We start from the raw sequence: 24,350 nt of genomic DNA on the forward strand, positions 1-24,350 counted from the left end.
ATTTGGGGGATAGGGGGCTGCGTGTGCGTTAACGGGAAAGGCCCGCGCGGGGCGGGCCTTTGGGGTTATCCGAGCAGGCGTTGCGACATTTCGCTAAGGTCGCGCGAGAGGCCGCGGGTCTCGGTGATGCGGGTCAGTTCCTCGCGGATCATCTGCTGGCGGGTTGCATCATAGCGGCGCCATGTCTCGAAGCTGGTGGACATGCGGGCGGCTGTTTGCGGGTTCATCGGGTCCAGCTTGATCAGCCAATCGGCCAGGAAGGCATAGCCCGAGCCGTCCTTCGCGTGGAAGCCCGCGTGGTTGGCGGTGAGCCCGCCCACCAGCGCGCGGAAGCGGTTGGGGTTTTTCCAGTCGAAGGCGGAGTCTTGCGCCAGTTCGCGCGCGCGGGACACGGCACTTTCGGGCGGGCAGGCAGCGACTTCGACCATGAACCATTTGTCCATTACGAGGCGGTTGTCCTGCCAGCGGTTGCGGAAGGCTTGTGAGGCCTCTTGGCCTAGCCCCGCGCGGATCAGGATCGAGAGGGCACCGAAGCTTTCGGTCATATTATTCGCCTGATCGAAGAGGGCTTTGGCGCGGGTGCCGCCGTCGAGTTTGGTCAGGAGGCTCAGGCAGGCAAGGCGCAGGCCCCTTTTGCCTGCGGGCTCGGCATCGGGGGAATAGGGGCCTTTGACCTCCAGCGCGTCGTAAAGCGCGGCGAGACGGGTCTCATGCGTGGTGGCGATGGCTTTCGACAGCGCATTGCGGGCCGCGTGGATCGCATCGGGGTCGGGCGTGCCACCTGCGGCGAAGATCGCCTGTGCCAATTCGTCCTCGCCCGGAAGCGCGAGACAATGGGCGATGAAGGCGGGTTCCAGTGTGTCGTCGGCCAGCAGGTTGCCGATGGCCTCCAGATAGGCGGGGGCCGGTTCCGCGCCCGTTGTCATGTCGATCAGCGTGCGTTGGGCGAGGCTGCGGCCTGCTTCCCAGCGGTTGAACCCATCGGTGTCATGGGCCAGCAGGAAGGCCTGTTCTTCGGGGCTCTGCTCGCGCTGCAGCACGACGGGTGCCGAGAAATCGCGCAGGATCGAGGGGACGGGCTTTTCGGCCACATCAAAGCTGAAGCTCTGTTCTTCCTCGGTCATTTCCAGAAGCTGGGTGGACAGCACCTCGCGGCCTTGCAGGTCTAGCAGGCCCAAGGCAATCGGGATATGGCGCGGGGCTTTCTCGGCCTCGCCCGGAGTGGGGGGCGTGGATTGGCGGAAGGTCAGCGTGTAGCGGCCATCGGCATAGGTGTCGGTGACCTTCAGATGCGGCGTGCCCGCCGAAGTATACCACAGCGCGAATTGCGACAGATCGCGCCCCGTCACATCCTCGAAGACCTTCAGCCAGTCCTCGATCGTGCAGGCCTGCCCGTCATGGCGGTCGAAGTAGAGATCAAGCGCGCGGCGGTAGCCCTCATCGCCCGCAAGCCGTTTGAGCATGCCGACGATCTCGGCGCCTTTTTCATAGACGGTGACGGTGTAGAAGTTGTTGATCTCGCGGTAGTGGTTGGGGCGCGGGGGGTGCGCCAGCGGGCCTTGGTCTTCGCGGAACTGGCGGGTGCGCAGCGTGGCGGCATCCTCGATCCGCTTGACCGGACCAAGGCGCACGTCGCGGGTGAAGCTCTGGTCGCGGAAGACGGTCAGGCCTTCCTTCAGGCACAGCTGGAACCAGTCGCGGCAGGTGATGCGGTCGCCTGTCCAATTGTGGAAATACTCATGCCCGATGACGGCCTCGATACGCATGTAATCGGTATCGGTTGCGGTTTCGGGAGAGGCCAGAACCAGTTTGGAGTTGAAGATATTCAGCCCCTTATTCTCCATAGCCCCCATGTTGAAATCATCGACCGCCACAAGATTGAAAACCGAGAGGTCATATTCGCGTCCATAAGCCTCTTCATCCCAGACCATCGAGCGCACAAGGCTTTCCAGCGCGAAATCGCAGCGGTCCTCATCGCCCGGACGGACCCAGATGTTCAGATCGACCTCGAGGCCGGATTTCGTGGTGAATTTGCCCGAAGTCGCCACCAGATCGCCCGCCACCAGCGCGAAAAGATAGGCGGGTTTGGGCCAAGGGTCATCCCATTCGGCCCAACCCTGACCGGAGGCGCCCGCATTGCCATTCGACAGAAGCACCGGCAGGTCGCCTTCGATGCGCACATGGAAGCGCGCCATCACATCGGGACGGTCGGGGTAGAAGGTGATCTTGCGGAAGCCCTCGGCCTCGCATTGGGTGCAATACATGCCGTTCGACATATAAAGCCCCTCTAGCGCGGTATTGGCATTGGGCGCGATCTCGACCTCGGTCTCCAGCGTAAAGGCGCCTTCGGGCAGGGCGGCGGCATGCACCGTCAGACCCGTCTCGGTCATCAGGTAATCGGCAGGTTGCAAGGCGGTGCCGTCAATGCCCAGCGAGATCAGCTTGAGGTCTTCGCCATCCAGATGCAGCGAGGCGCCCTCGCCCTTGGGGGTCAGATGCAGCCGCGCAAGCACGCGGGTGGCGGAAGGGGCCAGCCGGAAGGTCAGATGTACCTGATCCAGATCGAACGGGTAGGGCGTATAGTCTGACAGGTAGATCGTGCCGTCCATCGGGGTGGCTCCTTTGCTTCGTCTTGTGACGTCTTTATAGGCGGCTCAGGGTAGGCCTGCGCGCGGGGAGGTTCAAGACGGGGTCATGTCTTTGTGTCACTGGACACTCCGGTGATCTCGGGTCAGGTTGTAAGCCAAATCACGAATGACGGGAGGGTGCGATGGTTGATCGGGTCGAGCGCGCAGGATTACAGGTCGCGGCAGAGCTTGCCGCCTTTATCGAAGAGCAGGCGCTTGCGGGCACGGATGTGACGCCCAAGCGGTTCTGGGCAGGTCTTGCGGTGCTGATGAGCGATTTCGCTCCGAAAAACCGCGACCTGCTGGAGGTGCGCGAGAAGATGCAGGCGCAGATCGACGCATGGCATCTGGAGCGGCGCGGCCAGCCGCATGATGGCGCGTCCTATAAGGCCTTCCTGCAAGAGATCGGCTATCTGCTGCCCGAGGGCGCGGATTTCACCGTCGAGACCCCCGCGACAGATCCGGAATTCGCGCAGATCTGCGGGCCGCAGCTGGTGGTGCCAATTATGAACGCGCGCTATGCCCTGAATGCCGCCAATGCGCGTTGGGGATCTTTGTATGATGCGTTTTACGGCACCGATGCTTTGGGCGATCTGCCCGAGGGCAAGGGTTTTGATGCTGCCCGCGGGGCGAAGGTAGTCGCCGCCGCCAAGGCGTTTCTGGATAGGACCTTCCCGCTTGTGTCGGGCAAATGGGCGGATGTCAGCAGCCTGCGGGTTGATCATGGCGGGCTGTTTGTCACCACCGATGATCTGACCGGCCTGATGAATCCTGCGCAATTTGCGGGCTATCAGGGCGCGGCAGAGGCGCCCTCGGCCATTGTGCTGAAGAATAACGGGCTGCATGTGATCGTGAAGATCGATGCCTCCCATCCCATCGGCAAAACCGATCCGGCGCATATCAGCGATGTGGTGATGGAGGCGGCTGTTTCCGCGATCATGGATTGCGAGGATTCGGTCGCCGCTGTGGATGCCGAGGATAAGGTGCTGGCCTATTCCAACTGGCTGGGGCTGATGCGCGGTGATCTTACCGAAAGCGTCGATAAGGGGGGCAAGGCCTTCACCCGCGCGCTGAACCCCGATCTGGCCATCACCCTGCCTGAAGGGGGCGAGGCGCAGCTGAAGGGCCGCTCGATGATGCTGGTGCGCAATGTCGGCCATCTGATGACCAACCCTGCGGTGCTGGATGCTGAGGGCCGCGAGATCCCCGAGGGGCTGATGGATGCGCTGGTCACGACGCTTTGCGCCATGCCCGATCTGGCCAAGACGGAGGGGCCGCGCAACTCCGAGACGGGCTCGGTCTATGTGGTCAAGCCGAAGATGCATGGGCCTGCCGAGGTCGCTTTTGCCTGTGCGGTCTTTGACTATGTCGAAGAGGTGCTGGGCCTGCCGCGCTATACGGTGAAGCTGGGGATTATGGATGAGGAACGCCGCACCTCGGTGAACCTCAAGGAATGCATCCGCGCGGCCAAACATCGCGTGGCCTTTATCAACACGGGCTTCCTTGACCGGACGGGCGACGAGATCCATACGTCGATGGAGGCGGGGCCTCTGCTGCCCAAGGGCGAGATGAAATCCCAGCCGTGGATTGCCGCCTATGAGGACCGCAATGTGGATATCGGCCTGCGCTGCGGGCTGTCGGGGCGGGCGCAGATTGGCAAGGGCATGTGGGCGATGCCCGATCTGATGGCCGCCATGCTGGAGCAGAAGGTGGGCCACCCCAAGGCGGGCGCGAATTGTGCTTGGGTACCTTCGCCCACAGCAGCTACATTGCATGCGATGCATTACCATGCGGTGGATGTTCTGGCCCGTCAGCGCGAGATTGCGGCGGAGGGGCGCCCCGAGCGGCTGGACGATCTGCTGTCGATCCCGCTGGCTGCGGGGCGCAATTTCTCGGAAGAGGAAACCACCCGCGAGATCCGCAATAACGCGCAGGGCATTCTGGGCTATGTGGTGCGCTGGGTCGATCAGGGGGTGGGCTGCTCCAAAGTGCCCGATATCCATGACGTGGGGCTGATGGAAGACCGCGCCACCTGCCGGATTTCGGCGCAGGCTCTGGCCAACTGGCTGCACCACGGGGTGGTCTCGGAAGAGGCCGTGATGCATGGGCTGCGCGAGATGGCCATTGTGGTGGACCGCCAGAACGCGGCCGATCCCGCCTATCAGCCGATGGCGCCCGATTATAATGGCGTGGCCTTTCAGGCGGCCTGCGATCTGGTGTTTCAGGGGCGCAACCAGCCATCAGGCTATACCGAGCCGGTCCTGCATCACCGTCGCCTGCAATATAAGGCGACCCGCTAGGTAACCGAACCGGATCTGCTTGCGGTGCGGGCAGATCCGCTTTGTCGCGCTGCATTCGCGGGCAGAATGTTACGCGACGGGCAGGCTGTGCGTATCTTTGGCAGGCTCTTCGCCGTGGCGCACATTTGTTGCGCATATGAAGCCTTTTCTTGCGAAACCTTCCCGCTTAGCTTGACCGCAAAGGAGAGCAGGCATGACCAGACCCATCGTAGGCATTATCGGCAACACCGCGCTGATCAATGATCGTTTTCCGGTGCACGAGACCGGCACCATGGTGTCCGAGGCGATTGCGGAAGTGTCTGGCTGTATCCCGATGATCATTCCGCCCGACCCCGGCTGGATGACGGTGGCCGAACTGATGGAAAGCTGTGACGGCTTCCTTCTGCCCGGCGGGCGCCCGAATGTGCACCCGTCCGAATATGGCGATGAGGAAACCGAGGCGCATGGCACTTTTGACCGCAAGCGCGATGCCATTGCACTGGAGCTTGTGCGGGCCTGTGTAGCGACCGGTCAGCCGATTTTCGGGATCTGCCGCGGCTTTCAGGAAATCGCCGTGGCGATGGGGTCCACCCTGCATCCCGAGATCCGCGAATTGCCGGGGCGGCGCAATCACCGGATGCCTGTGGATGTGTCGCTGGAGGAAGGGTTTTCCAACCGGCACAAGGTCTCGCTTGCTGCAGGGGGGCGATTTGCGCGGCTCTTCGGGGCGGAAGAGGTGGAAACCAATTCGCTGCACGGTCAGGGCATTCTGGAAGCGGGCCCTCGCATCGTGATCGAGGGGCGGGCCGATGATGGCACTGCCGAGGCGATCTATGTGAAAGACGCGCCCGGGTTTACCATGTCGGTGCAATGGCACCCCGAGCATCGGGCGGCGCAGGACCCTGTGTCGCGGCCCCTGTTCGAGGCCTTTGGTCATTCGGTGAGGTCGTGGGCGATTGCGCGGCGTGGTGCGGTGAAAGTGGCCTGATCTTGGTGGCAGATGTGGAAAAGGGGGCGATCTCGCCCCCTTCTTTCATATTCGGGGAATATGAAATTCATCCCCCGAGGATATTTTTGGCAGCTGGACTCAGAGGCCGTTCTGGGCTTCGCGGCGCAGGGTGCGCGGCAGATGTTCCTGTGTGGCAAGGAAATGTTCGACGCGGGCGCGTTCGAATTTTGCCAGATCTGCCAGCCAGCGGCCGATGGCGCGCGACAGATCGACCGGCGCGCCCGGTGCCAGACGTGCGGCCAGTGTCAGCAGGTGGTCTTGTACGCGGTGGTCTTCGGGTTTGGGGTTGCGCAGCTTGGTATAGGGGCGCGTCATCAGGAAGATGGCGAGCTTCGGGCCGATCGGGCCTTGGGGCTGTTCGACCGCTTCGTCGAGGTCTTCGGAGAGGGGCTGGCCCTCATTCGCCCATGCGTCAAGCTGGCTGAGGCGCGCGAGATTGGCCTGCAGGCGTTTGGCCGCTGGCTTGCTGAGCGCGTCGATCAGGGCGAAGCAATCGGCCTCTTCGATCCAGCGGGTCAGCAGTTGCCACGCCATATCGTCGGGGCGCATGCGGGCTTGGGTCAGCAGCTTGGTGGCGGCGATGCGGGCCTCATAGATGCCCGATTGCCAAAGCTCATTGGCGAGGCTGACACGGCCTTCATTGTCCAGCGCCTCGCGCCACATGGCGGCCATATCGGTGAGGCCGGTGGCGGTTACGCCGATGACGCGGCAGCTGGTGCCGGTTTGCGCTTGCAGTTGTGCGGCGCGTTCCGCATCGGCCCATGCCTCGAGGGCATAGAGCGCATCTTCGATGCTGGGCGGTGCGAGGGTGTCTTCCGGCTCGGCCTCTTCCTCGAAGAACTCGTAATCGGCATCCGAGGCGGCATAGGCTTCGGCCTCGGCGCTGAGTTTTGCGGTTTCTTCGGGCGAGAGGCGGGTGCCATCGTCCTGCAGGATTTCGGGTTTGGGGCCTTTGCGGCCCCCACGTTTGCGGCTCATTCGACGGTCACCGATTTAGCTAGGTTGCGGGGCTGGTCCACATCGGTGCCTTTAGCGATGGCGGTGTGATAGGCCAGAAGTTGCGCGGGCAGCGCATAGAGGATCGGCGCCCATGGTTCAAGCACTTCCGGCAGCTGCAGCGTGGCCCATGTGCCCTCGGAGGCCTCGGAGAGGCCTTGGGCATCGGAGACCAGAAGCACCTTGCCGTGGCGCGCCATGACCTCTTGCATATTGGAGACGGTCTTGTCGAAAAGCCCGTCATGGGGGGCGAAGACGATCACCGGCACCGTGCGTTCGATCAGCGCGATGGGGCCGTGTTTCAGCTCGCCGCTGGCGTAGCCTTCGGCGTGGATATAGCTGATTTCCTTCAGCTTCAGCGCGCCTTCCATGGCCAGCGGATACAGCGGGCCGCGCCCGAGGAAGAGGATGTCTTGCGCCTCGGCCAGCTGGCCCGACAGCTCGGCGATCTTCTCGCCGATGCCGAGGCCTGCATTCATCAGGCCGGGCAGGGCGCGCAGGGCCTGCATATGATTTCGGGCGTCTTCGGGGCTGAGATGGCCGCGATCCAGACCCGCCTTCAGTGCCAGAATGCCGAGTGTCAGCAGCTGGCAGGTGAAGGCTTTGGTCGAGGCCACGCCCACTTCGACGCCCGCATGGATCGGCAGGGCGATGCCCGCCTCGCGCGCCATAGTGGAGGTGGGGACATTGACCACCGCGATGGTTTTCTCGACCTTCTCGTTGCAATAGCGCAGCGCGGCCAGCGTATCGGCGGTTTCGCCCGACTGGCTGACAAACAGCGCCGTGGAGCGCGCGGGCATCGGCGGCTCGCGGTAGCGGAACTCGGAGGCGACATCAATCTCGCAGGGGATGCCCGCGAGCTTTTCAAACCAGTATTTCGCGGTCTGGCAGGCATAGAAGGCCGTGCCACAGGCCACCAGCGTCAGCCGCTCGGTGCCGGAAAAATCCACGCTTTCCGGCAGGTTGAGGCTGTCGCCCCGCAGATAATGGGTCAGCGCATCGGCCAGAACCACCGGTTGCTCGGCGATCTCCTTGGCCATGAAATGCTTGTATCCGCCCTTTTCGACGCGGGTCTGGCCCAGATCGATACGGGCCTCATCGCGATTGGCGCGGCGGCCCGCGTGGTCGAAGATCTCCGCGCCCTGACGGGTGATGAAGGCATAATCGCCCTCTTCCAGATAGGTGATGCGGTCGGTCATCGGCGACAGCGCGATGGCATCCGAGCCCACGAACATCTCGCCCTCGCCATGCCCGATCGCCAGAGGCGAGCCCTTACGCGCGGCGATCATCAGATCGTCCTCGCCGTCAAACAGCCACAGAAGGGCGAAGGCGCCCTCAAGCTTGGCCAGCGTGGCCACGGCTGCCTCGCGCGGGGGCATGCCGCGGTCCATCATCAGACGGGTCAGCTGGGCCACGGTTTCGGTGTCGGTCTCGGTTTCGGGGGTGATGCCGGCTTGGGCCAGCTCGGCGCGCAGCTCGCGGAAGTTCTCGATGATGCCGTTATGGACCACCGCCACCGGCCCCGAGCGATGCGGATGCGCATTGGTCACCGTCGCCGCGCCGTGGGTCGCCCAGCGGGTATGGCCGATGCCGGCTTTGCCCGGCAGCGGTTCATGCACCAGAAGATCCGAGAGGTTGACCAGCTTGCCCACCGCGCGGCGGCGGTCAAGGCGGCCTTCGTTGATGGTGGCGATGCCCGCGCTGTCATAGCCGCGATATTCCAGCCGCTTGAGGCTTTCGACCAGAAGGGGGGAGACTTCATGCGTGCCAAGCACGCCGATGATTCCGCACATGGGCTCAGCCTTTCTTTTCGGATTTCGCGGCGGCGCGGCGGGCTTTTTCCTCGCGCAGCATGGTCATCAGTTTGCGGGCCAGACCGGGTTTGTTGACCTGTTGGCCACGCGCCACGGAAAGGGCGTCATCGGGCACATTCTTGGTAATCACCGACCCCGATCCGGTGAGCGCGCGCGCACCGATGGTCACGGGGGCCACCAGCATGGTCGAGGAGCCGATAAACGCGTCTTCCCCGATTACCGTGCGATGTTTGAAGACGCCATCATAGTTGCAGGTGATGGTGCCCGCGCCGATATTGGTGCGCGCGCCGATCTCGGCATCGCCCAGATAGGTCAGATGGCCGACCTTCACCCCCTCGGCCAGCGTCGCATTCTTGACCTCGACGAAATTGCCCACATGGACATCCTCGGCCAGTTCCGCGCCGGGGCGCAGGCGGGCAAAGGGCCCGATAGTGGCCCCGCGCGAGATATGGCAGCCTTCAAGATGGCAGAAGGCTTCGATGGAGGCGCCGGATTCAACGGTGACCCCCGTGCCGAACACCACATTCGGGCCCACGGTCACATCGCGGCCCAGATACGTATCGAGTGCGAAATAGACGCTGTCGGGATCGGCCATGCTGACGCCGTTTTCCAGAGCGTCGTTGCGCTGGCGGGTCTGGAACAGGGCCTCGGCACGGGCCAGTTCGGCGCGGGTGTTGATGCCCAGCGTCTCGGCCTCGTCGCAGGTGACCACTTCGGCGCTCAGGCCGCGGGCACGCGCCGCGCCCACGATATCGGTCAGGTAATATTCGCCCGCCGCATTGTCATTGCCCAAGCCCTGCACCAGCTCGGTCAGCAGCACCGCATCACAGGCGATGACGCCGGAATTGCATAGCCGGATCCCCCGCTCGCTTTCGGAGGCGTCCTTGTATTCCACGATCCGCTCCAGCGCGGGACCCTGCGCGATCAGGCGTCCGTAACGGCCCGGATCGGCGGCCACAAAGCCCAGCACCGCAACCGCCGCATCCGAGGCGGCAAGCGCATCCAGCGTTTCGGGGCGGATGAAGGGTGTGTCGCCATAGAGCACGATCACGCGCCCGTCGAAGCCCTCCAGCAGCGGCAGCGCCTGTGCCACAGCATGGCCGGTGCCAAGCTGCTCGGCCTGCCGGACAGATTGCGCATCGGGTGCCCATTGGGCGACCGCCTTCTCCACCAGATCGGCCCCGTGGCCGGTTACGGCGATAATCCGCTCGGGCTCCAGCGCGCGTCCTGCGGCCAAAGCATGCGCGACCAGAGGCGCGCGGCCCACCTGATGCAGCACCTTCGGCAGGTCGGAATTCATGCGGGTGCCTTGCCCGGCAGCAAGGATAATCAGCGCGTTTGCCATAGCTCTGCCTTTTCTTCTGGCCTTTTCTTCTGCTCATCCCCGTTTTACCCATAGTGCAACGGGCCGCAAGGTGCCTGATCATCACGTCGTCTTTCGGCGTGTTTCAACATCGCCCCGGCTTCGGGGCAGGAAGGACTGCATGCAGACGGTTGTCTTCGATCTGGACGGCACATTGGCCGATACCTCGGCGGATCTTATCGCGGCGGCCAATGCCTGTTTCGTGGCGCGCGGCTATGCGCCGGTGCTGCATCCGCTGGACGATGCGGTGATCGCTTTTCATGGCGGGCGGGCGATGCTGCGCGAGGGGTTCGGGCGGCTGGGCCATGAGGATGTTGAGGCGGCCATCGATGCCGATTTCGACCGCCTTCTGGCCCATTACGACGCCCATATCTGCGTCCACACCACGCTGTATCCCGGTGTGGTGGCGGCGATAGAGGCGCTGCGCGAGGCGGGGTACAAAACCGCCATCTGCACCAATAAGCCCGAAGGCCTTGCGGTGAAGCTGGTGGATCAGCTTGGCATTGCGCCTCTGTTCGATGCGCTGATCGGGGCCGATACCCTGCCCACCCGCAAACCCGACCCCGCCCCCTATCTTGCGGCAGTCGAGCGGGCAGGGGGGGCTGTGGCGCAATCGGTCCTGATCGGTGATACCGAAACGGACCGGAAGACCGCCGCCGCCGTGGGGGTGCCTTGTGTGCTGGTCACTTTCGGACCCGAGGGCGAGGCTATCTTGCGTCTGGAACCCGAGGCGGCGATGGCCAGCTATACGATCCTGCCCGCTTTGGTCGCGCAGCTTCTGCCCGCGCGTCCACAGGGCTGAGGGGCGGGGCGGCGGCTGCGCGTTGTGCCGCCCGCCGAATGGTGCCGATTTTCCGCCGAACTCTGGAGCATGGCCGATGCCTGACGAGATCTTTACCAAGCCCTTCACCCAGCAGGAGCCTCTCCCCGAGGCGGCCATCGCCCGCGCCGTCGAGGTGATGCACCACGGGCGGCTGCACCGCTATAACACCCTTCCGGGCGAATATGGCGAAGTGGCCGATCTCGAGATCGAGTTTGCCGATTTCACCGGCGCGCGCTTTGCGTTGGCGGTGGCATCGGGGGGCTATGCTCTGGGCTGCGCCTTACGGGCGATTGGTGTGCGGCAGGGCGAGCACGTGCTGACCAATGCTTTCACGCTGGCGCCTGTGCCCGGCGCGATTGCGGCGGTGGGGGGCGTGCCGGTGCTGGTCGAGGTCACGGAAGATCTGGTGATCGATCTGGACGATCTGGAGGCCAAGGCCGATCAGGCGCGGGTGCTGCTGCTGAGCCATATGCGCGGCCATATCTGCGACATGGACCGGCTGATGGAGATTGCCCGCCGCCATGACCTGACGGTGATCGAGGATTGCGCCCATACGATGGGGGCGGCGTGGAAGGGGGTGCCTTCGGGGCGGCATGGGGTGATCGGCTGCTATTCGACCCAGACCTACAAGCATATGAATTCGGGCGAGGGCGGATTGCTGGTCAGTGACGATCCGCAGGTGATGGCGCGGGCGATCCTGCTGTCGGGCAGCTATATGCTTTATCCGCGCCACCGCGCTGCCCCCGCCAGCGACTATTTCGAGCAGTCGAAATATGACACGCCCAACGTCTCGGGGCGGATGGATAACCTGCGCGCGGCGATCCTGCGCCCGCAACTGGCCGATCTGCCGCAGCAGATCGCACGATGGAATCGCCTTTACCAGAGATTGGAAGCCGAGCTTGCAGGGGGGCAGGGGCTGGCCTTGGTGTCGCGTGCCGAGGGCGAATCCTATGTGGGATCGTCATTCCAGTTCCGCCTGCCCGCCTTTAGCGCCCCTATGGTTGTGGATTTTGTGACGCGCTGTCTGGCGCGCGGGGTCGAGCTGAAATGGTTCGGCGCGAAGGAGCCGATGGGTTTTACGTCACGTCATGAGAGCTGGCACTATGTTCCGCCCCAATCCCTGCCACGTAGCAATGCCATTCTGGCCGGATTGCTCGATCTGCGGCTGCCTTTGAGCTTCGATCTGGACGATATCGCGCTGATCGCCCGTATTCTGCGCGAAGAGCTGCAAAAAACACGGGCGATATAAACCGGAAGTTGTGCATCCTTTGCCGTCTCGGGGCGGGTGATCCGGAAATGAAACACCTGCGACAAAGAATTTCGCGGGATTTCAACATGGAATTTTCCCTGTGAAACAAGCCATTTGCGGAAAATAGGGTTAATAAATGCATATTTTAGAGGAAAACATTTCGCCGTAAACGGTCGATTCACGCTTGCTCGTTAGCTCTCATGCCATATCCTGAGCGGTGAGTTGGACTGATCGGTTTGCTTCGGATCTTATTGTCGATATTCGCTTTTTCAGGGTTTCTTATCTAAAATGACTGCCCTGAAATATACGAAATAGACCCGACATCTGTTGACCCCGGAGCGACACGAGTCTATTGCTCACCGCAGCTTGAACCGGCGCGACGAAACGTCGCGAGTCTAGGGAGCCAGACAGTGCACGAATACCTGCGCGAATATCTTCCCATCCTCATCTTTCTGTGCGTTGCCATTGCCTTGGCACTATTGCTTCTGGGGGCAGCCGCGATCATTGCGATCCGCAATCCTGACCCGGAAAAGGTCTCGGCCTATGAATGTGGTTTCAACGCATTCGATGACGCGCGGATGAAATTCGACGTGCGCTTCTATCTCGTGTCGATCCTTTTCATCATCTTCGACCTCGAAGTGGCCTTCCTGTTCCCGTGGGCGGTGGCGTTCCAGGATATCTCTATGACCAGTTTCTGGGCCATGATGGTGTTCCTTGGCGTGCTGACCGTGGGCTTTGCCTATGAATGGAAGAAAGGGGCGCTGGAATGGGCGTGATGACCTCTGCCAATACCGCCGCCGTGGACAAAGAGTTCGCGACGCAGGCCATCAACAAAGAGTTGCAGGACAAAGGCTTCCTGCTGACCTCGACCGAGGATGTGATCAACTGGGCGCGCAATGGCTCGCTGCACTGGATGACCTTCGGTCTTGCCTGCTGCGCCGTGGAGATGATGCAGGCTTCCATGCCGCGCTATGACGTCGAACGGTTCGGCATGGCGCCGCGGGCCTCGCCGCGCCAGTCGGACCTGATGATCGTGGCCGGCACGCTGACCAACAAGATGGCACCCGCGCTGCGCAAGGTCTATGACCAGATGCCCGAGCCGCGCTATGTGATCTCGATGGGGTCCTGTGCCAATGGCGGTGGCTATTACCACTACAGCTATTCGGTCGTGCGTGGCTGCGACCGCATCGTTCCGGTCGATATCTATGTGCCGGGCTGCCCGCCCACCGCAGAGGCGCTGCTTTACGGTCTGCTGCAGCTGCAACGCAAAATCCGCCGTACCGGCACGCTGGTTCGCTAAGGAGGGCAGGCTATGACCGATGATCTGCAAACCGACGCCCGTCAGGACGCCCGCCTTGATGCGCTGGCCGAGCTGGCCGCCCATATCGAGGCCCGTCGCCCCGATGACGTGATTTCCACCGAGATCGCCTTTGGCGAGCTGACGGTGAACGTGACCCTTTCGGGGATCGAGGATTTCGTGGCCTTCCTCAAGGAAGACCCGAACTGTATGTTCTCCTCGCTGACCGATATCACGGCGGTCGACCACCCCGAGCGCGCGAAGCGCTTCGATATGGTCTGGCAGTTCCTGTCGATGTATCGCAACCAGCGCATCCGCGTGAAGGCCGAGGTCCGCATCGACGAGATGGTGCCCTCGATCACCGAGGTGCATAAATGCGCCAACTGGTTCGAGCGCGAGGTCTTCGACATGTTCGGCGTGCTGTTCTCGGGCCATCCCGACCTGCGCCGTCTGCTGACCGATTACGGCTTCCGTGGCCACCCGCTGCGCAAGGACTTCCCGACCACCGGCTATGTCGAGGTGCGTTGGGACGAGGTGCAGAAACGTGTGGTCTACGAGCCCGTCAAACTGGTGCAGGAATTCCGCCAGTTCGACTTCCTCAGCCCGTGGGAAGGGGCGAAATACATCCTTCCGGGCGACGAGAAGGCGGGGGCGAAGTGATGCACATCAAGACTTTTGCGATGGAGATGGGCGCATGATGGACGGCGATATCCGGCAGAACCATTATGACGACGGCACGCAGGACGCCCTGACCGGCGAACAGCGCATCCGCAACTTCAACCTCAACTTCGGGCCCCAGCACCCCGCAGCGCACGGCGTTTTGCGGATGGTTGTCGAGCTTGACGGCGAGATCGTGGAACGTGTGGACCCGCATATCGGCCTGCTGCATCGCGGCACCGAGAAGCTGATGGAAAGCCGCACTTATCTGCAGAACCTGCCCTATTTCGACCGGCTCGATTATGTCGCGCCGATGAATCAGGAACATGCATGGTGTCTGGCGATCGAGAAACTGACGGGGACCGAAGTGCCGCGTCGCGCCTCGCTGATCCGCGTGCTCTTCTGCGAGATCGGCCGCGTGCTGAACCACCTGCTGAACGTGACGACCCAAGCTATGGACGTGGGCGCGCTGACGCCGCCGCTCTGGGGCTTCGAGGAACGCGAGAAGCTGATGATCTTCTACGAGCGGGCCTGTGGCGCGCGTCTGCACTCGGCCTATTTCCGGCCCGGCGGCGTGCATCAGGACCTGCCGCCCGAGCTGATCGAGGATATCGACATCTGGGCCAAGGAATTTCCGGCCAAGCTCGACGATATCGACACGCTGATCACCGAAAACCGCGTGTTCAAGCAGCGGAACGTGGATATCGCCATCATCACCGAACAGGACATTCTCGACTGGAGCTATTCCGGCGTGATGGTCCGTGGCTCGGGGCTTGCATGGGATCTGCGTCGCAGCCAGCCCTATGAATGCTATGACGAATTCGATTTCGACGTGGCCGTGGGCAAGAACGGCGACTGCTATGACCGTTATCTGGTCCGTATGGCCGAGATGCGCGAATCTGTGAAGATCATCCGTCAGGCGCTGGATAAGCTGCGCGTGGAAAAGGGCGATGTTCTGGCTCGTGGCAAGATCACGCCCCCCAAACGCGGCGATATGAAAACCTCGATGGAGAGCCTGATCCACCATTTCAAGCTTTACACCGAAGGGTTCAAGGTTCCGGCAGGCGAGGTCTATGCCGCCGTCGAGGCGCCCAAGGGCGAGTTCGGCGTGTTCCTCAAATCCGATGGCACCAATAAACCTTACCGCGCGAAGATCCGCGCGCCGGGGTATCTGCACCTGCAATCCATGGACTATGTCGGCAAGGGCCATATGCTCGCCGATCTGGCCGCAATCATCGGCACGATGGATATCGTGTTCGGGGAGGTCGACCGCTAATGCTTCGCCGTCTACATCACGAACAGCCCGAGAGCTTCGAATTCACGCCCGCCAACCATGAATGGGCGCTGGCGCAGATGACCAAATATCCGGTCGGGCGTCAGGCCTCGGCCATCATTCCGCTCTTGTTCCGCGCGCAGGAGCAAGAGGGCTGGCTGAGCCGTCCGGCAATCGAATATGTCGCGGATATGCTGGAAATGCCCTATATGCGGGCGCTTGAGGTTGCGACCTTCTACTTCATGTTCCATCTGGCTCCTGTTGGGTCGGTGGCGCATATCCAGATCTGCGGCACCACGTCCTGCATGATCTGCGGGTCGGAAGACCTGATGAAGGTCTGCAAGGAAAAGATCGCGCCCAACCCGCATGAGCTGTCGGCAGATGGCACCCTGTCTTGGGAAGAGGTCGAATGCCTTGGCGCTTGTGCCAATGCGCCTATGGCCCAGATTGGCCGCGATTACTATGAAGACCTCTCGGAAGAGAGCATGTCGACCCTGATCGACCAGCTGAAAGCGGGCGAGCGTCCGGCTCCGGGGTCGCGCATCGGGCGCTTCTCGTCGGAACCGAAGACCGGCCCAAATGCCTGTGTCGATGTTCCGGGCGATAAGGAAGCCCATAACGCGACCACTTCGATCGCGCTGCAATATGGCACCTATATCAAGAAAATCGATGGCACCGAAGTGCCGCTGACCGCGCCGTGGCAGGCGACGGGCCAGATTGGCCCTGTGGGCCTGATGGGCACCCAGCCGCGTCCGAAAACTGCCGCTCAGCAGGCGGCTGCCCGTGCTCCGCGCCCCGCACATGGCGTGCCTGCAAGCACCCACGGCATCACCGAGCAGGACGCAGAGGCCGATTCCAAAGGGAAGCCGACCGAAGAGTCCAAGCCGCTTTAATTCACGCCCCGTGCCCCGTTAGGGGCATGGCCCTCTCCGCAGCCCGAAAGGCCTGACGCGCATGATGAACGAAATGAAGAGCCAAGCGCAGAAAACAGTGACCCTCTGGGGTGCTGTTCTGGGTGTTATCGTCTTCTTGTTCACTCTTAGCTCGGGTTTTCTTGCGGCACTGTTTTTGGGGATCGTGGCAGGGGCGCTGTTTCGCGGGGTTCTGAATTGGGCCTTCATGGACGGGACACTGGATCTGCAGGAGGCCGAAATCGAGGTAGGCAAAGCGGCGCGTGCCGTCCCGCCGATGCATTCGGTCAATCATGACGCTGTGGTGGCCTATACGCATAAAAGCGAGCCTGCCGCCGAGTTGAGCGAAAAGCTGGCCGACGGTCTGGACGCGGCAGAATCGCAGGCCAAGGTGCATATGGACAAGGTCGATATCATCGCGGCCACGGCGGAAAGCCGCATCCGTCACCAGAAGGACCAGCCCGGCTGGGTCGATCCGGACGAGGAGGATGCCGAAGAGGCGGATCCCGCCGAGGGGGCCGCAGATCCGGGCGAGGCACCGCAAGGGATTGCCGCACCGCGGAACGGGCAGGGCGACGATCTCAAGCTGATCGAGGGGATCGGGCCCAAACTGGAAGAGCGCTTGAACAGCTGGGGGATCTGGCATTACGACCAGATCGCGGCTTGGGGGCCTGCACAGGTGGCTTATGCCGATGCCAATGTGCCGCGCTTCAAGGGGCGCTGCACGCGGGATAAATGGGTCGCACAGGCCAAGCTGATTGTGGAGGAAGGCAAAGAGGCCTTTCTTGCACGCGCGAAGACGAATGATTACTGAGCGTTAGCTCGATTACAATACCGCGCTGGTCGGAACGGCGCATCTGCCGCCGGAAATCCGGTAACAGCCGGCCAAAGGGCCAGGGAAGTGAGGAAAGTGACATGCTGAAAGATCAGGATCGGATCTTTACCAACCTCTACGGGATGTATGACCAGTCGCTGGCTGGCGCGATGAAACGCGGGCATTGGGATAATACCGCCGGTCTTCTGGCCAATGGGCGCGACTGGATCGTGGACCAGATCAAGGCGTCGGGGCTGCGTGGCCGTGGTGGTGCAGGTTTCCCGACCGGTCTGAAATGGTCCTTCATGCCGAAGGAAACCGATGGCCGTCCGTCCTTCCTTGTGATCAATGCCGATGAATCCGAGCCCGCGACCTGTAAAGACCGCGAGATCATGCGCCACGACCCGCATTGTCTGGTCGAAGGGGCGCTGGTTGCCGGTTATGCGATGGGCGCGCGCGCGGCCTATATCTACCAGCGCGGCGAATATACCCGCGAGAAAGAGGCGCTGCAGCGCGCGATCGACGAGGCCTATGACGCGGGCTTCCTTGGCCCGAATGCTTGCGGCTCGGGCTATCAATTCGATGTCTTCCTGCATCACGGGGCCGGTGCCTATATCTGCGGCGAGGAAACCGCGCTTCTGGAAAGCCTCGAAGGCAAGAAGGGCATGCCCCGCATGAAGCCGCCATTCCCCGCAGGCGCGGGCCTTTATGGCTGCCCGACCACGGTGAATAACGTTGAATCCATCTCGGTAACGCCCACGATCCTGCGTCGCGGGCCGGAGTGGTTTGCAAGCTTTGGCCGCCCCAACAACGTGGGCGTGAAGCTGTTCGGCTTCTCGGGCCATGTGAACACGCCCTGCGTTGTCGAAGAGACGCTGGGCCTGTCGATGCGCGAGATGATCGAGAAACATGGCGGCGGTGTCCGTGGTGGCTGGAAAAACCTCAAGGCGGTTATTCCGGGCGGCGCGTCCTGCCCGATCCTGCCCGCCTCGATGTGCGAAGACGCGATCATGGATTTCGACGGGATGCGCGACAAGAAATCGGTCTTCGGCACGGGCTGCATGATCGTGATGGACCAGAACACCGATGTCATCAAAGCGGTGGCGCGCCTGTCGAAATTCTTCCATCACGAAAGCTGCGGCCAATGCACGCCCTGCCGTGAAGGCACCGGCTGGATGAGCCGCCTGATGGACCGTCTTGTGACCGGCGATGCCGAGATCGAAGAGATCGACATGCTGCAATCGGTCACCAAACAGGTCGAAGGCCACACCATCTGCGCCCTTGGCGACGCGGCGGCTTGGCCGATCCAGGGCCTGATCCGTAACTTCCGTGAAGAGATCGAAGACCGGATCAAGGCCCGTAAGACCGGTCGCATGGGGGCGTTTGCGGCAGAATGACCCTGAGCTTCCCTCATATCGCCCGCGGGGCTGTCCTTGCCAGTGCGCTTCTGGCGCTTGCGGCATGTGGCGACAAGCCTCTTGATGGTCCGGATGCACTGGTGGATGGCGCGGCGCGTGCGGTGCCTGCGGGGTACCAGATCGCGCAATCGCCTTCGGGGCTGATCGTCATGCGCGACGGGGCGCCCTTCGCCGCCGATGAGGGGGCCGAGGCCAAGAAAGTCCTCAGCCGCTGGTGTGGCGCGCAGGGGGTCAATTCGGGGCTGGATGACAGTTTCAGCAACGGAACCTGGGTCTTTCCGGGGGGCTGTAAATGATGGCCCTTCGCACAGATATCACCGCGCGGATTGCCGCGCCCGAGCATACTGACGGATTGTGACATGGCAGACCTCAGAAAAATCAATATTGATGGCACCGATTACGAGGTGGATGGCAGCCTGACGCTTCTGCAGGCCTGCGAGGAAGCCGGTATCGAGGTTCCGCGTTTCTGCTATCACGAGCGTCTGTCGATTGCGGGCAACTGCCGGATGTGTCTGGTGGAAGTCGTGGGCGGCCCGCCCAAACCTACGGCCTCCTGCGCGATGCAGGTCAAGGATCTGCGGCCCGGGCCGGAAGGCCAGCCGCCGGTCATGAAGACCAAATCGCCGATGGTGAAGAAGGCGCGCGAGGGTGTGATGGAGTTCCTCCTGATCAACCACCCGCTCGACTGCCCGATCTGTGACCAGGGCGGCGAATGCGACCTTCAGGATCAGGCGGTGGCTTATGGCGTCGATTTCTCGCGCTATCGCGAGCCCAAGCGTTCGGCCACCGAGCTGAACCTCGGCCCGCTGGTCGAAACCCATATGACGCGCTGCATCTCCTGCACCCGCTGCGTGCGCTTCACGACGGAAGTCGCGGGCATCACCCAGATGGGCCAGACCGGACGCGGCGAGGATAGCGAGATTTCCTCCTATCTGGACCAGACGCTCGACAGCAATCTTCAGGGCAATATCGTTGATCTTTGCCCCGTTGGCGCGCTGGTGTCGAAGCCCTATGCCTTTACCGCCCGCCCGTGGGAGCTGACCAAGACCGAATCCATCGACGTGATGGATGCGCTTGGGTCGAACATCCGCGTGGATACCAAAGGCCGTCAGGTCATGCGGATCCTGCCGCGCAATAATGACGCGGTGAACGAGGAGTGGCTGGGCGATAAGTCGCGCTATATCTGGGACGGGCTGAAACGCCAGCGTCTGGACAAGCCCTATATCCGCAAAGATGGCAAGCTGACCCCCGTCAGCTGGCCCGAGGCTCTGGAAGCGGCCGCAGCGGCGATCAAGGGCAAGAAGGTTGCGGGCCTCGTTGGCGATCTGGCCTCGACCGAAGCGGCCTTCGCGTTGAAACAGTTGATCGAGGCGCAGGGTGGTAAGGTGGAATGCCGCACCGATGGCGCGCGTCTGCCGGTTGGCAATCGCTCGGCCTATGTGGGCAATGCGACGATCGCCGATATCGACAATGCCAAGATGATCCAGCTGATCGGGACCAATCCGCGCGTCGAAGCGCCGGTGCTGAATGCGCGTCTGCGCAAGGCATGGCTGAATGGGGCGAAGATCGGTCTGGTCGGTGAGGCTGTCGATCTGACCTATGATTACGCCCATGTCGGCACCGATCGCGCGGCGCTGGAAAGCCTGTCCTCGCGCGAGATCTCGGACGAGACCAAAGAGAAACCCAGCCTTGTGATCGTGGGGCAGGGCGCGCTGTGCGAGGCGGATGGCGAGGCCGTTCTGGCCCATGCGATGAAGCTTGCGGAAAACAGCAATTCGAAGCTTCTGGTTCTGCATACGGCGGCTGGCCGTGTGGGGGCGATGGATGTGGGGGCTGTTACCATGGGCGGTCTGCCGGTGGCGATCGAGGGTGCAGAGGTGATCTATAACCTTGGTGCTGATGAGGTCGAGATCGCGCCGCGTTCCGAGGGTGGCCCGCTGGTCATCTATCAGGGCAGCCACGGCGATCGCGGTGCGAACCGCGCCGATATCATCCTGCCAAGCGCCTGCTACACCGAGGAAAACGGTCTGTTCGTCAATACCGAGGGCCGTCCGCAGCTTGCCTTCCGCGCCGCTTACCCGCCGGGTGAGGCGAAGGAAAACTGGGCGATCCTGCGTGCGCTTTCCGCCGAGCTGGGCGCGAAACAGGGCTGGGATACGCTGGCCGGTCTGCGCCGTGCGATGGTGGCCGCCGTGCCGCATCTCGCACGCGTGGACGAGGTTGTCGAAAGCGACTGGACGCCGGTCGAGATCCGCGACATGGGCAAGGCGACCTTCCGTGCCCCCTTCCGCGACTATTATCTGACCAACCCCATTGCACGGGCTTCGGTGCTGATGGCGGAGCTTTCCGCCGGTGCCAAGGAACGTGCGAAATCCCAACTGGCCGCTGAATAAGGACCCCGCCCGATGCGCCCCAGCCTTTGCCAGATCGCGCTTGCCACAACCGGCCTTTTGGTCGGTCTGTCGGCCTGTGCCTCGGCAAAAGGGACGTATCGGGACGTGACCTACCAGCCGGTTGAAACCCGCCTGCTACAGGATGATCTGGTCGAATTCAGGGCATCCGTGGGCGGTAAGGGGGCAACCGCCGAGGCGGCAACCGATTTCGCGGCCTGCGCTGCGGCACAATATTCCCTGATCAGGGGCTTCGGGTTCGCGCGGCATATCCGCACGACCCTTGACGACAAGGACGGTCTCTGGCGGGCAGATGCCGTTTACACAATTTCACCCGCATTGCCGCGGGGTCTGCGCACCATCGATGCCGAAGTGACGGTATCCGATTGCGCTGATCGTGGCATCCCGACGGTTTAAGAGAAGGCGATCTGAGGAACATCATGGCCGAGTTTATCGCTACACCCTTTGGCACATTCGTGATCATCCTCCTGCAGGCGGTCGCATTGATTGCCTTCGTGATGGTTGCATTGATCTTTCTGGTCTATGGCGACCGCAAGATCTGGGCGGCGGTGCAAATGCGCCGCGGTCCCAACGTTGTCGGTCCGTGGGGTCTGTTCCAGACCTTCGCCGATGCGGGGAAATACGTTCTCAAAGAGATCGTGGTTCCCGCCGGTGCCGATAAATTCGTGTTCTTCCTCGCACCTGTGATGTCGATGGTGCTCGCGGTCCTCGCTTGGGCCGTGATCCCGATGGCTGATGGCTGGGTGCTGGCCGATATCAACGTGGCGATCCTGTTCGTCTTCGCGATCTCCTCGCTCGAGGTTTACGGCGTGATCATGGGCGGCTGGGCGTCGAACTCGAAATACCCCTTCCTCGGCTCGCTGCGCTCTGCGGCACAGATGATCTCCTACGAGGTCTCTCTCGGTCTGATCATCATCGGGATCATCATCTCGACGGGGTCGATGAACCTGAGCGATATCGTGCGTGCGCAGGATGGCTCCTTCGGTCTGTTCAACTGGTACTGGCTGCCGCATCTGCCGATGGTAGCGCTGTTCTTCATCTCGGCACTGGCCGAGACGAACCGTCCGCCCTTCGACCTTCCCGAAGCCGAGTCCGAACTGGTTGCGGGCTTCATGGTGGAATATAGCTCCACCCCCTATCTGCTCTTCATGGCGGGCGAATATATCGCGATCTGGCTGATGTGTGCGCTGATCTCGATCCTGTTCTTCGGTGGCTGGCTGTCGCCGATCCCCGGTCTGCCCGATGGTGTGCTGTGGATGTTCCTGAAGATGGTCTTCTGGTTCTTCATGTTCGCCATGGTGAAAGCCATCACGCCGCGCTATCGCTACGACCAGCTGATGCGCATCGGTTGGAAGGTCTTCCTGCCGCTGTCGCTGGGTTGGGTCGTGATCATCGCGTTCCTGGCGAAATTCGAAATCCTTGGTGCCTTCTGGGCCCGCTTCGCGATTGGAGGCTAATATGGCATTCGATTATGCCCGCGCCGCGAAATACTTCCTGCTTGTCGATTTCATCAAAGGCTTCGGCATCGGTATGCGGTATTTCTTCAGCCCGAAGCCCACGCTGAACTACCCGCATGAAAAGGGGCCGCTATCGCCCCGTTTCCGTGGCGAACACGCGCTGCGCCGCTATCCCAACGGGGAAGAGCGCTGCATCGCCTGCAAGCTGTGCGAAGCCGTCTGCCCCGCGCAGGCGATCACCATTGATGCGGAACCCCGCGCCGATGGCTCGCGCCGCACCACGCGCTACGATATCGACATGACGAAATGCATCTATTGCGGCTTCTGTCAGGAAGCCTGCCCTGTGGATGCCATCGTCGAAGGCCCGAACTTCGAGTTTTCCACCGAGACCCGTGAAGAGCTGTTCTACAACAAGGAAAAGCTTCTGGATAACGGCGCGCGCTGGGAAGCCGAGATCGCCCGTAACATCGAAATCGACGCCCCTTATAGGTAACGTGCCATGACGCAGGATTTCACCAAACTTTTCCAGACGATGATGGAGCAGGGGGCTGAAATGGCCCGCCGCTTCAATCCCGCATTGGAGAGCTTCAATCCTGCGGCGTTCGATAGCTATTTCCCCACCATGTCGCGCGACATGATGGAGATGTGGTTCGGCAATACATTCAATCGCGATGGTCTGGATGCGAAGACACGTCTTCTGCTGACCCTCGCGGCACTGACCGCCATGGGCGCGCAGGCCGACGGCCAGATCCGGCTGACGATCCGCCACGCGATGGAGGCCGGTGCAACCCAGCGGGAGGTCGCCGAGACGATCTTCCAGATGAGCATGTTTGGCGGGGTGCCCGCCATGAGCCGTGCCTTCGAGATCGCCAAAGCGGTCTTTGCAGAGCAGGCAGAAGAATCTGCGGGAGATGACGCATGATGGTATTTTCGTTTTATCTCTTCGCCATCCTCGTGGTGGTGTCGGGGCTGATGGTTGTGCTGGCGCGCAACCCTGTGCACTCGGTGCTGTGGCTGATTTTGGCCTTCTTCTCGGCGGCGGGGCTGTTCATTCTGATGGGCGCGGAATTCGTCGCCATGCTGATGGTCATCGTCTATGTGGGCGCGGTCGCGGTGCTGTTCCTCTTTGTGGTGATGATGCTGGATGTCGACTTCTCGGCGCTTAAAAGCGGGATGGTCAAATATCTGCCCATCGCCGTGCTGATCGGCATCGTGATCCTCGTTCAGCTTGGCTGGGCGATTGGCACATGGAAGATTTCGGATCAGGCGACCTCGCTGCGGGCCGCTGTCGCGCCGGAAGGTGTGGATAACACCCGCGCGCTGGGGATGATCATCTATGACCAGTATCTGTATCTCTTCGAGGCCTCGAGCCTTGTGCTTCTGGTCGCGATGATCGGGGCGATCATGCTGACCATGCGCCATCGTGTGGATGTGAAACGGCAGGACCCGATGATGCAGATGCAGCGCGACCCCAAAGCACAGCTGAAGCTTGTTGATGTGAAGCCGGGGCAGGGGCTTTAAGCCTGCCGCGATAAAGATCGGGCGCGGGAACCTGCGCCCCCAAACGCCTGAGCGCGCAAGAATTCGGCAGGCAGGACCTGTCAAAGACGGATGGAGTACGGGACGATGACCCGGAGGGACAACGATGATCGGACTTGAGCATTACCTGGGGGTGGCGGCGATCCTGTTCGTCATCGGCATTTTCGGAATTTTCGTGAACCGGAAGAACGTCATCGTCATTCTGATGTCGATCGAACTGATGCTTCTTTCGGTCAATATCAACCTCGTCGCCTTCTCGACCCATATGGGCGATCTGGTGGGGCAGGTGTTTACCATGTTCGTGTTGACGGTGGCTGCCGCAGAGGCCGCGATCGGCCTTGCCATTCTGGTGGTCTTCTTCCGTAACCGTGGCTCTATCGACGTGTCCGACGTCAATATGATGAAGGGATAAG

At 62.0% G+C, this 24,350-nt stretch carries 22 protein-coding genes and 1 pseudogene; 19 read left to right on the plus strand and 4 right to left on the minus strand.

Annotated features, from left to right (window positions below; genetic code table 11):
* Nucleotides 1-65 precede the first annotated feature (65 nt).
* A complete protein-coding gene (gene pepN, locus WDB86_RS00405) occupies nucleotides 66-2,609 on the minus strand; it encodes an aminopeptidase N (protein WP_406736282.1) in 2,544 nt (847 codons plus the stop codon).
* Between the two features lie 161 nt (nucleotides 2,610-2,770).
* Between pepN and WDB86_RS00410 the strand changes: the two genes are divergently transcribed.
* Both WDB86_RS00410 and WDB86_RS00415 read left to right on the plus strand, forming a co-directional pair.
* Nucleotides 2,771-4,927 (plus strand): malate synthase G, encoded by a 2,157-nt coding sequence (locus WDB86_RS00410; protein ID WP_406736283.1) that lies wholly within the window; start codon nucleotides 2,771-2,773, stop codon nucleotides 4,925-4,927.
* Nucleotides 4,928-5,120: 193 nt separating this feature from the next.
* On the plus strand, nucleotides 5,121-5,894 hold the full coding sequence (locus tag WDB86_RS00415; protein ID WP_339107722.1) for a gamma-glutamyl-gamma-aminobutyrate hydrolase family protein: 774 nt from the start codon (nucleotides 5,121-5,123) through the stop codon (nucleotides 5,892-5,894).
* Nucleotides 5,895-5,993: 99 nt separating this feature from the next.
* On the opposite strand, the gene WDB86_RS00420 is transcribed toward WDB86_RS00415, so the two are convergent.
* The 3 genes from WDB86_RS00420 to glmU are packed head-to-tail and all read right to left on the minus strand — an operon-like array spanning nucleotide 5,994 to nucleotide 10,070.
* Nucleotides 5,994-6,893 carry a DNA alkylation repair protein gene (locus WDB86_RS00420; protein WP_406721013.1) on the minus strand — a complete coding sequence of 300 codons (900 nt, stop codon included), beginning with the start codon at nucleotides 6,891-6,893 and terminating at the stop codon, nucleotides 5,994-5,996.
* Complete coding sequence (gene glmS, locus WDB86_RS00425) at nucleotides 6,890-8,704, minus strand: glutamine--fructose-6-phosphate transaminase (isomerizing) (RefSeq protein WP_406736284.1); 1,815 nt, start codon at nucleotides 8,702-8,704, stop codon at nucleotides 6,890-6,892. Before glmS ends, WDB86_RS00420 begins: the two co-directional genes overlap by 4 nt.
* 4 nt (nucleotides 8,705-8,708) lie before the next feature.
* A complete protein-coding gene (gene glmU / locus WDB86_RS00430; RefSeq protein ID WP_406736285.1) occupies nucleotides 8,709-10,070 on the minus strand; it encodes a bifunctional UDP-N-acetylglucosamine diphosphorylase/glucosamine-1-phosphate N-acetyltransferase GlmU in 1,362 nt (453 codons plus the stop codon).
* Between the two features lie 139 nt (nucleotides 10,071-10,209).
* Between glmU and WDB86_RS00435 the strand changes: the two genes are divergently transcribed.
* From WDB86_RS00435 to nuoK, 17 genes and pseudogenes are all read left to right on the plus strand, one after another.
* Complete coding sequence (locus WDB86_RS00435; RefSeq protein WP_339107718.1) at nucleotides 10,210-10,890, plus strand: HAD-IA family hydrolase; 681 nt, start codon at nucleotides 10,210-10,212, stop codon at nucleotides 10,888-10,890.
* Nucleotides 10,891-10,966: 76 nt separating this feature from the next.
* Nucleotides 10,967-12,160 (plus strand): DegT/DnrJ/EryC1/StrS family aminotransferase, encoded by a 1,194-nt coding sequence (locus WDB86_RS00440; protein WP_406736286.1) that lies wholly within the window; start codon nucleotides 10,967-10,969, stop codon nucleotides 12,158-12,160.
* A gap of 410 nt (nucleotides 12,161-12,570) precedes the next feature.
* Nucleotides 12,571-12,936: an NADH-quinone oxidoreductase subunit A gene (locus WDB86_RS00445; protein WP_339107716.1), complete on the plus strand. Its 366-nt coding sequence runs from the start codon at nucleotides 12,571-12,573 to the stop codon at nucleotides 12,934-12,936.
* Nucleotides 12,927-13,460: an NADH-quinone oxidoreductase subunit B family protein gene (locus tag WDB86_RS00450; protein ID WP_339107715.1), complete on the plus strand. Its 534-nt coding sequence runs from the start codon at nucleotides 12,927-12,929 to the stop codon at nucleotides 13,458-13,460. The genes WDB86_RS00445 and WDB86_RS00450 overlap by 10 nt, the downstream gene beginning before the upstream one ends.
* 12 nt (nucleotides 13,461-13,472) lie before the next feature.
* On the plus strand, nucleotides 13,473-14,117 hold the full coding sequence (locus WDB86_RS00455) for an NADH-quinone oxidoreductase subunit C (protein ID WP_339107714.1): 645 nt from the start codon (nucleotides 13,473-13,475) through the stop codon (nucleotides 14,115-14,117).
* A 34-nt stretch (nucleotides 14,118-14,151) separates the two neighbouring features.
* Nucleotides 14,152-15,390, plus strand: coding sequence for an NADH-quinone oxidoreductase subunit D (locus WDB86_RS00460; protein WP_406721009.1), 1,239 nt, complete (start codon nucleotides 14,152-14,154; stop codon nucleotides 15,388-15,390).
* Nucleotides 15,390-16,256, plus strand: a pseudogene (gene nuoE, locus WDB86_RS00465) (NADH-quinone oxidoreductase subunit NuoE); the annotation flags it as partial. The gene WDB86_RS00460 and the pseudogene nuoE, both read left to right, overlap by 1 nt.
* A gap of 85 nt (nucleotides 16,257-16,341) precedes the next feature.
* A complete protein-coding gene (locus WDB86_RS00470; protein WP_406736287.1) occupies nucleotides 16,342-17,112 on the plus strand; it encodes a hypothetical protein in 771 nt (256 codons plus the stop codon).
* Between the two features lie 101 nt (nucleotides 17,113-17,213).
* Nucleotides 17,214-18,509: an NADH-quinone oxidoreductase subunit NuoF gene (gene nuoF, locus WDB86_RS00475; protein ID WP_339107710.1), complete on the plus strand. Its 1,296-nt coding sequence runs from the start codon at nucleotides 17,214-17,216 to the stop codon at nucleotides 18,507-18,509.
* Entirely contained in the window at nucleotides 18,506-18,826 is a 321-nt protein-coding gene (locus tag WDB86_RS00480; protein WP_406736288.1) for a hypothetical protein, read from the plus strand. The genes nuoF and WDB86_RS00480 overlap by 4 nt, the downstream gene beginning before the upstream one ends.
* A 63-nt stretch (nucleotides 18,827-18,889) precedes the next feature.
* The gene (nuoG, locus tag WDB86_RS00485; RefSeq protein WP_406736289.1) at nucleotides 18,890-20,923 is read left to right on the plus strand and encodes an NADH-quinone oxidoreductase subunit NuoG; all 2,034 of its coding nucleotides are present in this window, start codon (nucleotides 18,890-18,892) and stop codon (nucleotides 20,921-20,923) included.
* Nucleotides 20,924-20,935: 12 nt separating this feature from the next.
* Nucleotides 20,936-21,337, plus strand: a complete 402-nt coding sequence (locus WDB86_RS00490; protein ID WP_339107707.1) for a hypothetical protein — start codon at nucleotides 20,936-20,938, stop codon at nucleotides 21,335-21,337.
* 23 nt (nucleotides 21,338-21,360) lie between these two features.
* Complete coding sequence (nuoH, locus tag WDB86_RS00495) at nucleotides 21,361-22,398, plus strand: NADH-quinone oxidoreductase subunit NuoH (RefSeq protein WP_339107706.1); 1,038 nt, start codon at nucleotides 21,361-21,363, stop codon at nucleotides 22,396-22,398.
* A 1-nt stretch (nucleotide 22,399) separates the two neighbouring features.
* Complete coding sequence (nuoI, locus tag WDB86_RS00500; RefSeq protein ID WP_339107705.1) at nucleotides 22,400-22,891, plus strand: NADH-quinone oxidoreductase subunit NuoI; 492 nt, start codon at nucleotides 22,400-22,402, stop codon at nucleotides 22,889-22,891.
* Nucleotides 22,892-22,897: 6 nt separating this feature from the next.
* On the plus strand, nucleotides 22,898-23,320 hold the full coding sequence (locus tag WDB86_RS00505) for a carboxymuconolactone decarboxylase family protein (protein ID WP_339107704.1): 423 nt from the start codon (nucleotides 22,898-22,900) through the stop codon (nucleotides 23,318-23,320).
* The gene (locus tag WDB86_RS00510) at nucleotides 23,317-23,919 is read left to right on the plus strand and encodes an NADH-quinone oxidoreductase subunit J (RefSeq protein WP_339107703.1); all 603 of its coding nucleotides are present in this window, start codon (nucleotides 23,317-23,319) and stop codon (nucleotides 23,917-23,919) included. The genes WDB86_RS00505 and WDB86_RS00510 overlap by 4 nt, the downstream gene beginning before the upstream one ends.
* 124 nt (nucleotides 23,920-24,043) lie before the next feature.
* Nucleotides 24,044-24,349 (plus strand): NADH-quinone oxidoreductase subunit NuoK, encoded by a 306-nt coding sequence (gene nuoK / locus WDB86_RS00515; RefSeq protein ID WP_339107702.1) that lies wholly within the window; start codon nucleotides 24,044-24,046, stop codon nucleotides 24,347-24,349.
* Nucleotide 24,350 lies beyond the last annotated feature (1 nt).

Origin of the sequence: Thioclava sp. GXIMD4215, from assembly GCF_045291555.1 — a bacterium.
GTDB classification, from domain to species: Bacteria; Pseudomonadota; Alphaproteobacteria; order Rhodobacterales; family Rhodobacteraceae; genus Thioclava; species Thioclava litoralis.

Coding starts and splice junctions, on each gene's coding strand:
- pepN (WP_406736282.1), bottom strand. CDS start 2,609: ATGGACGGCACGATCTACCTGTCAGACTATACGCCCTACCCGTTCGAT.
- WDB86_RS00410 (WP_406736283.1), top strand. CDS start 2,771: ATGGTTGATCGGGTCGAGCGCGCAGGATTACAGGTCGCGGCAGAGCTT.
- WDB86_RS00415 (WP_339107722.1), top strand. CDS start 5,121: ATGACCAGACCCATCGTAGGCATTATCGGCAACACCGCGCTGATCAAT.
- WDB86_RS00420 (WP_406721013.1), bottom strand. CDS start 6,893: ATGAGCCGCAAACGTGGGGGCCGCAAAGGCCCCAAACCCGAAATCCTG.
- glmS (WP_406736284.1), bottom strand. CDS start 8,704: ATGTGCGGAATCATCGGCGTGCTTGGCACGCATGAAGTCTCCCCCCTT.
- glmU (WP_406736285.1), bottom strand. CDS start 10,070: ATGGCAAACGCGCTGATTATCCTTGCTGCCGGGCAAGGCACCCGCATG.
- WDB86_RS00435 (WP_339107718.1), top strand. CDS start 10,210: ATGCAGACGGTTGTCTTCGATCTGGACGGCACATTGGCCGATACCTCG.
- WDB86_RS00440 (WP_406736286.1), top strand. CDS start 10,967: ATGCCTGACGAGATCTTTACCAAGCCCTTCACCCAGCAGGAGCCTCTC.
- WDB86_RS00450 (WP_339107715.1), top strand. CDS start 12,927: ATGGGCGTGATGACCTCTGCCAATACCGCCGCCGTGGACAAAGAGTTC.
- WDB86_RS00455 (WP_339107714.1), top strand. CDS start 13,473: ATGACCGATGATCTGCAAACCGACGCCCGTCAGGACGCCCGCCTTGAT.
- WDB86_RS00460 (WP_406721009.1), top strand. CDS start 14,152: ATGATGGACGGCGATATCCGGCAGAACCATTATGACGACGGCACGCAG.
- WDB86_RS00470 (WP_406736287.1), top strand. CDS start 16,342: ATGATGAACGAAATGAAGAGCCAAGCGCAGAAAACAGTGACCCTCTGG.
- nuoF (WP_339107710.1), top strand. CDS start 17,214: ATGCTGAAAGATCAGGATCGGATCTTTACCAACCTCTACGGGATGTAT.
- WDB86_RS00480 (WP_406736288.1), top strand. CDS start 18,506: ATGACCCTGAGCTTCCCTCATATCGCCCGCGGGGCTGTCCTTGCCAGT.
- nuoG (WP_406736289.1), top strand. CDS start 18,890: ATGGCAGACCTCAGAAAAATCAATATTGATGGCACCGATTACGAGGTG.
- WDB86_RS00490 (WP_339107707.1), top strand. CDS start 20,936: ATGCGCCCCAGCCTTTGCCAGATCGCGCTTGCCACAACCGGCCTTTTG.
- nuoH (WP_339107706.1), top strand. CDS start 21,361: ATGGCCGAGTTTATCGCTACACCCTTTGGCACATTCGTGATCATCCTC.
- nuoI (WP_339107705.1), top strand. CDS start 22,400: ATGGCATTCGATTATGCCCGCGCCGCGAAATACTTCCTGCTTGTCGAT.
- WDB86_RS00505 (WP_339107704.1), top strand. CDS start 22,898: ATGACGCAGGATTTCACCAAACTTTTCCAGACGATGATGGAGCAGGGG.
- WDB86_RS00510 (WP_339107703.1), top strand. CDS start 23,317: ATGATGGTATTTTCGTTTTATCTCTTCGCCATCCTCGTGGTGGTGTCG.
- nuoK (WP_339107702.1), top strand. CDS start 24,044: ATGATCGGACTTGAGCATTACCTGGGGGTGGCGGCGATCCTGTTCGTC.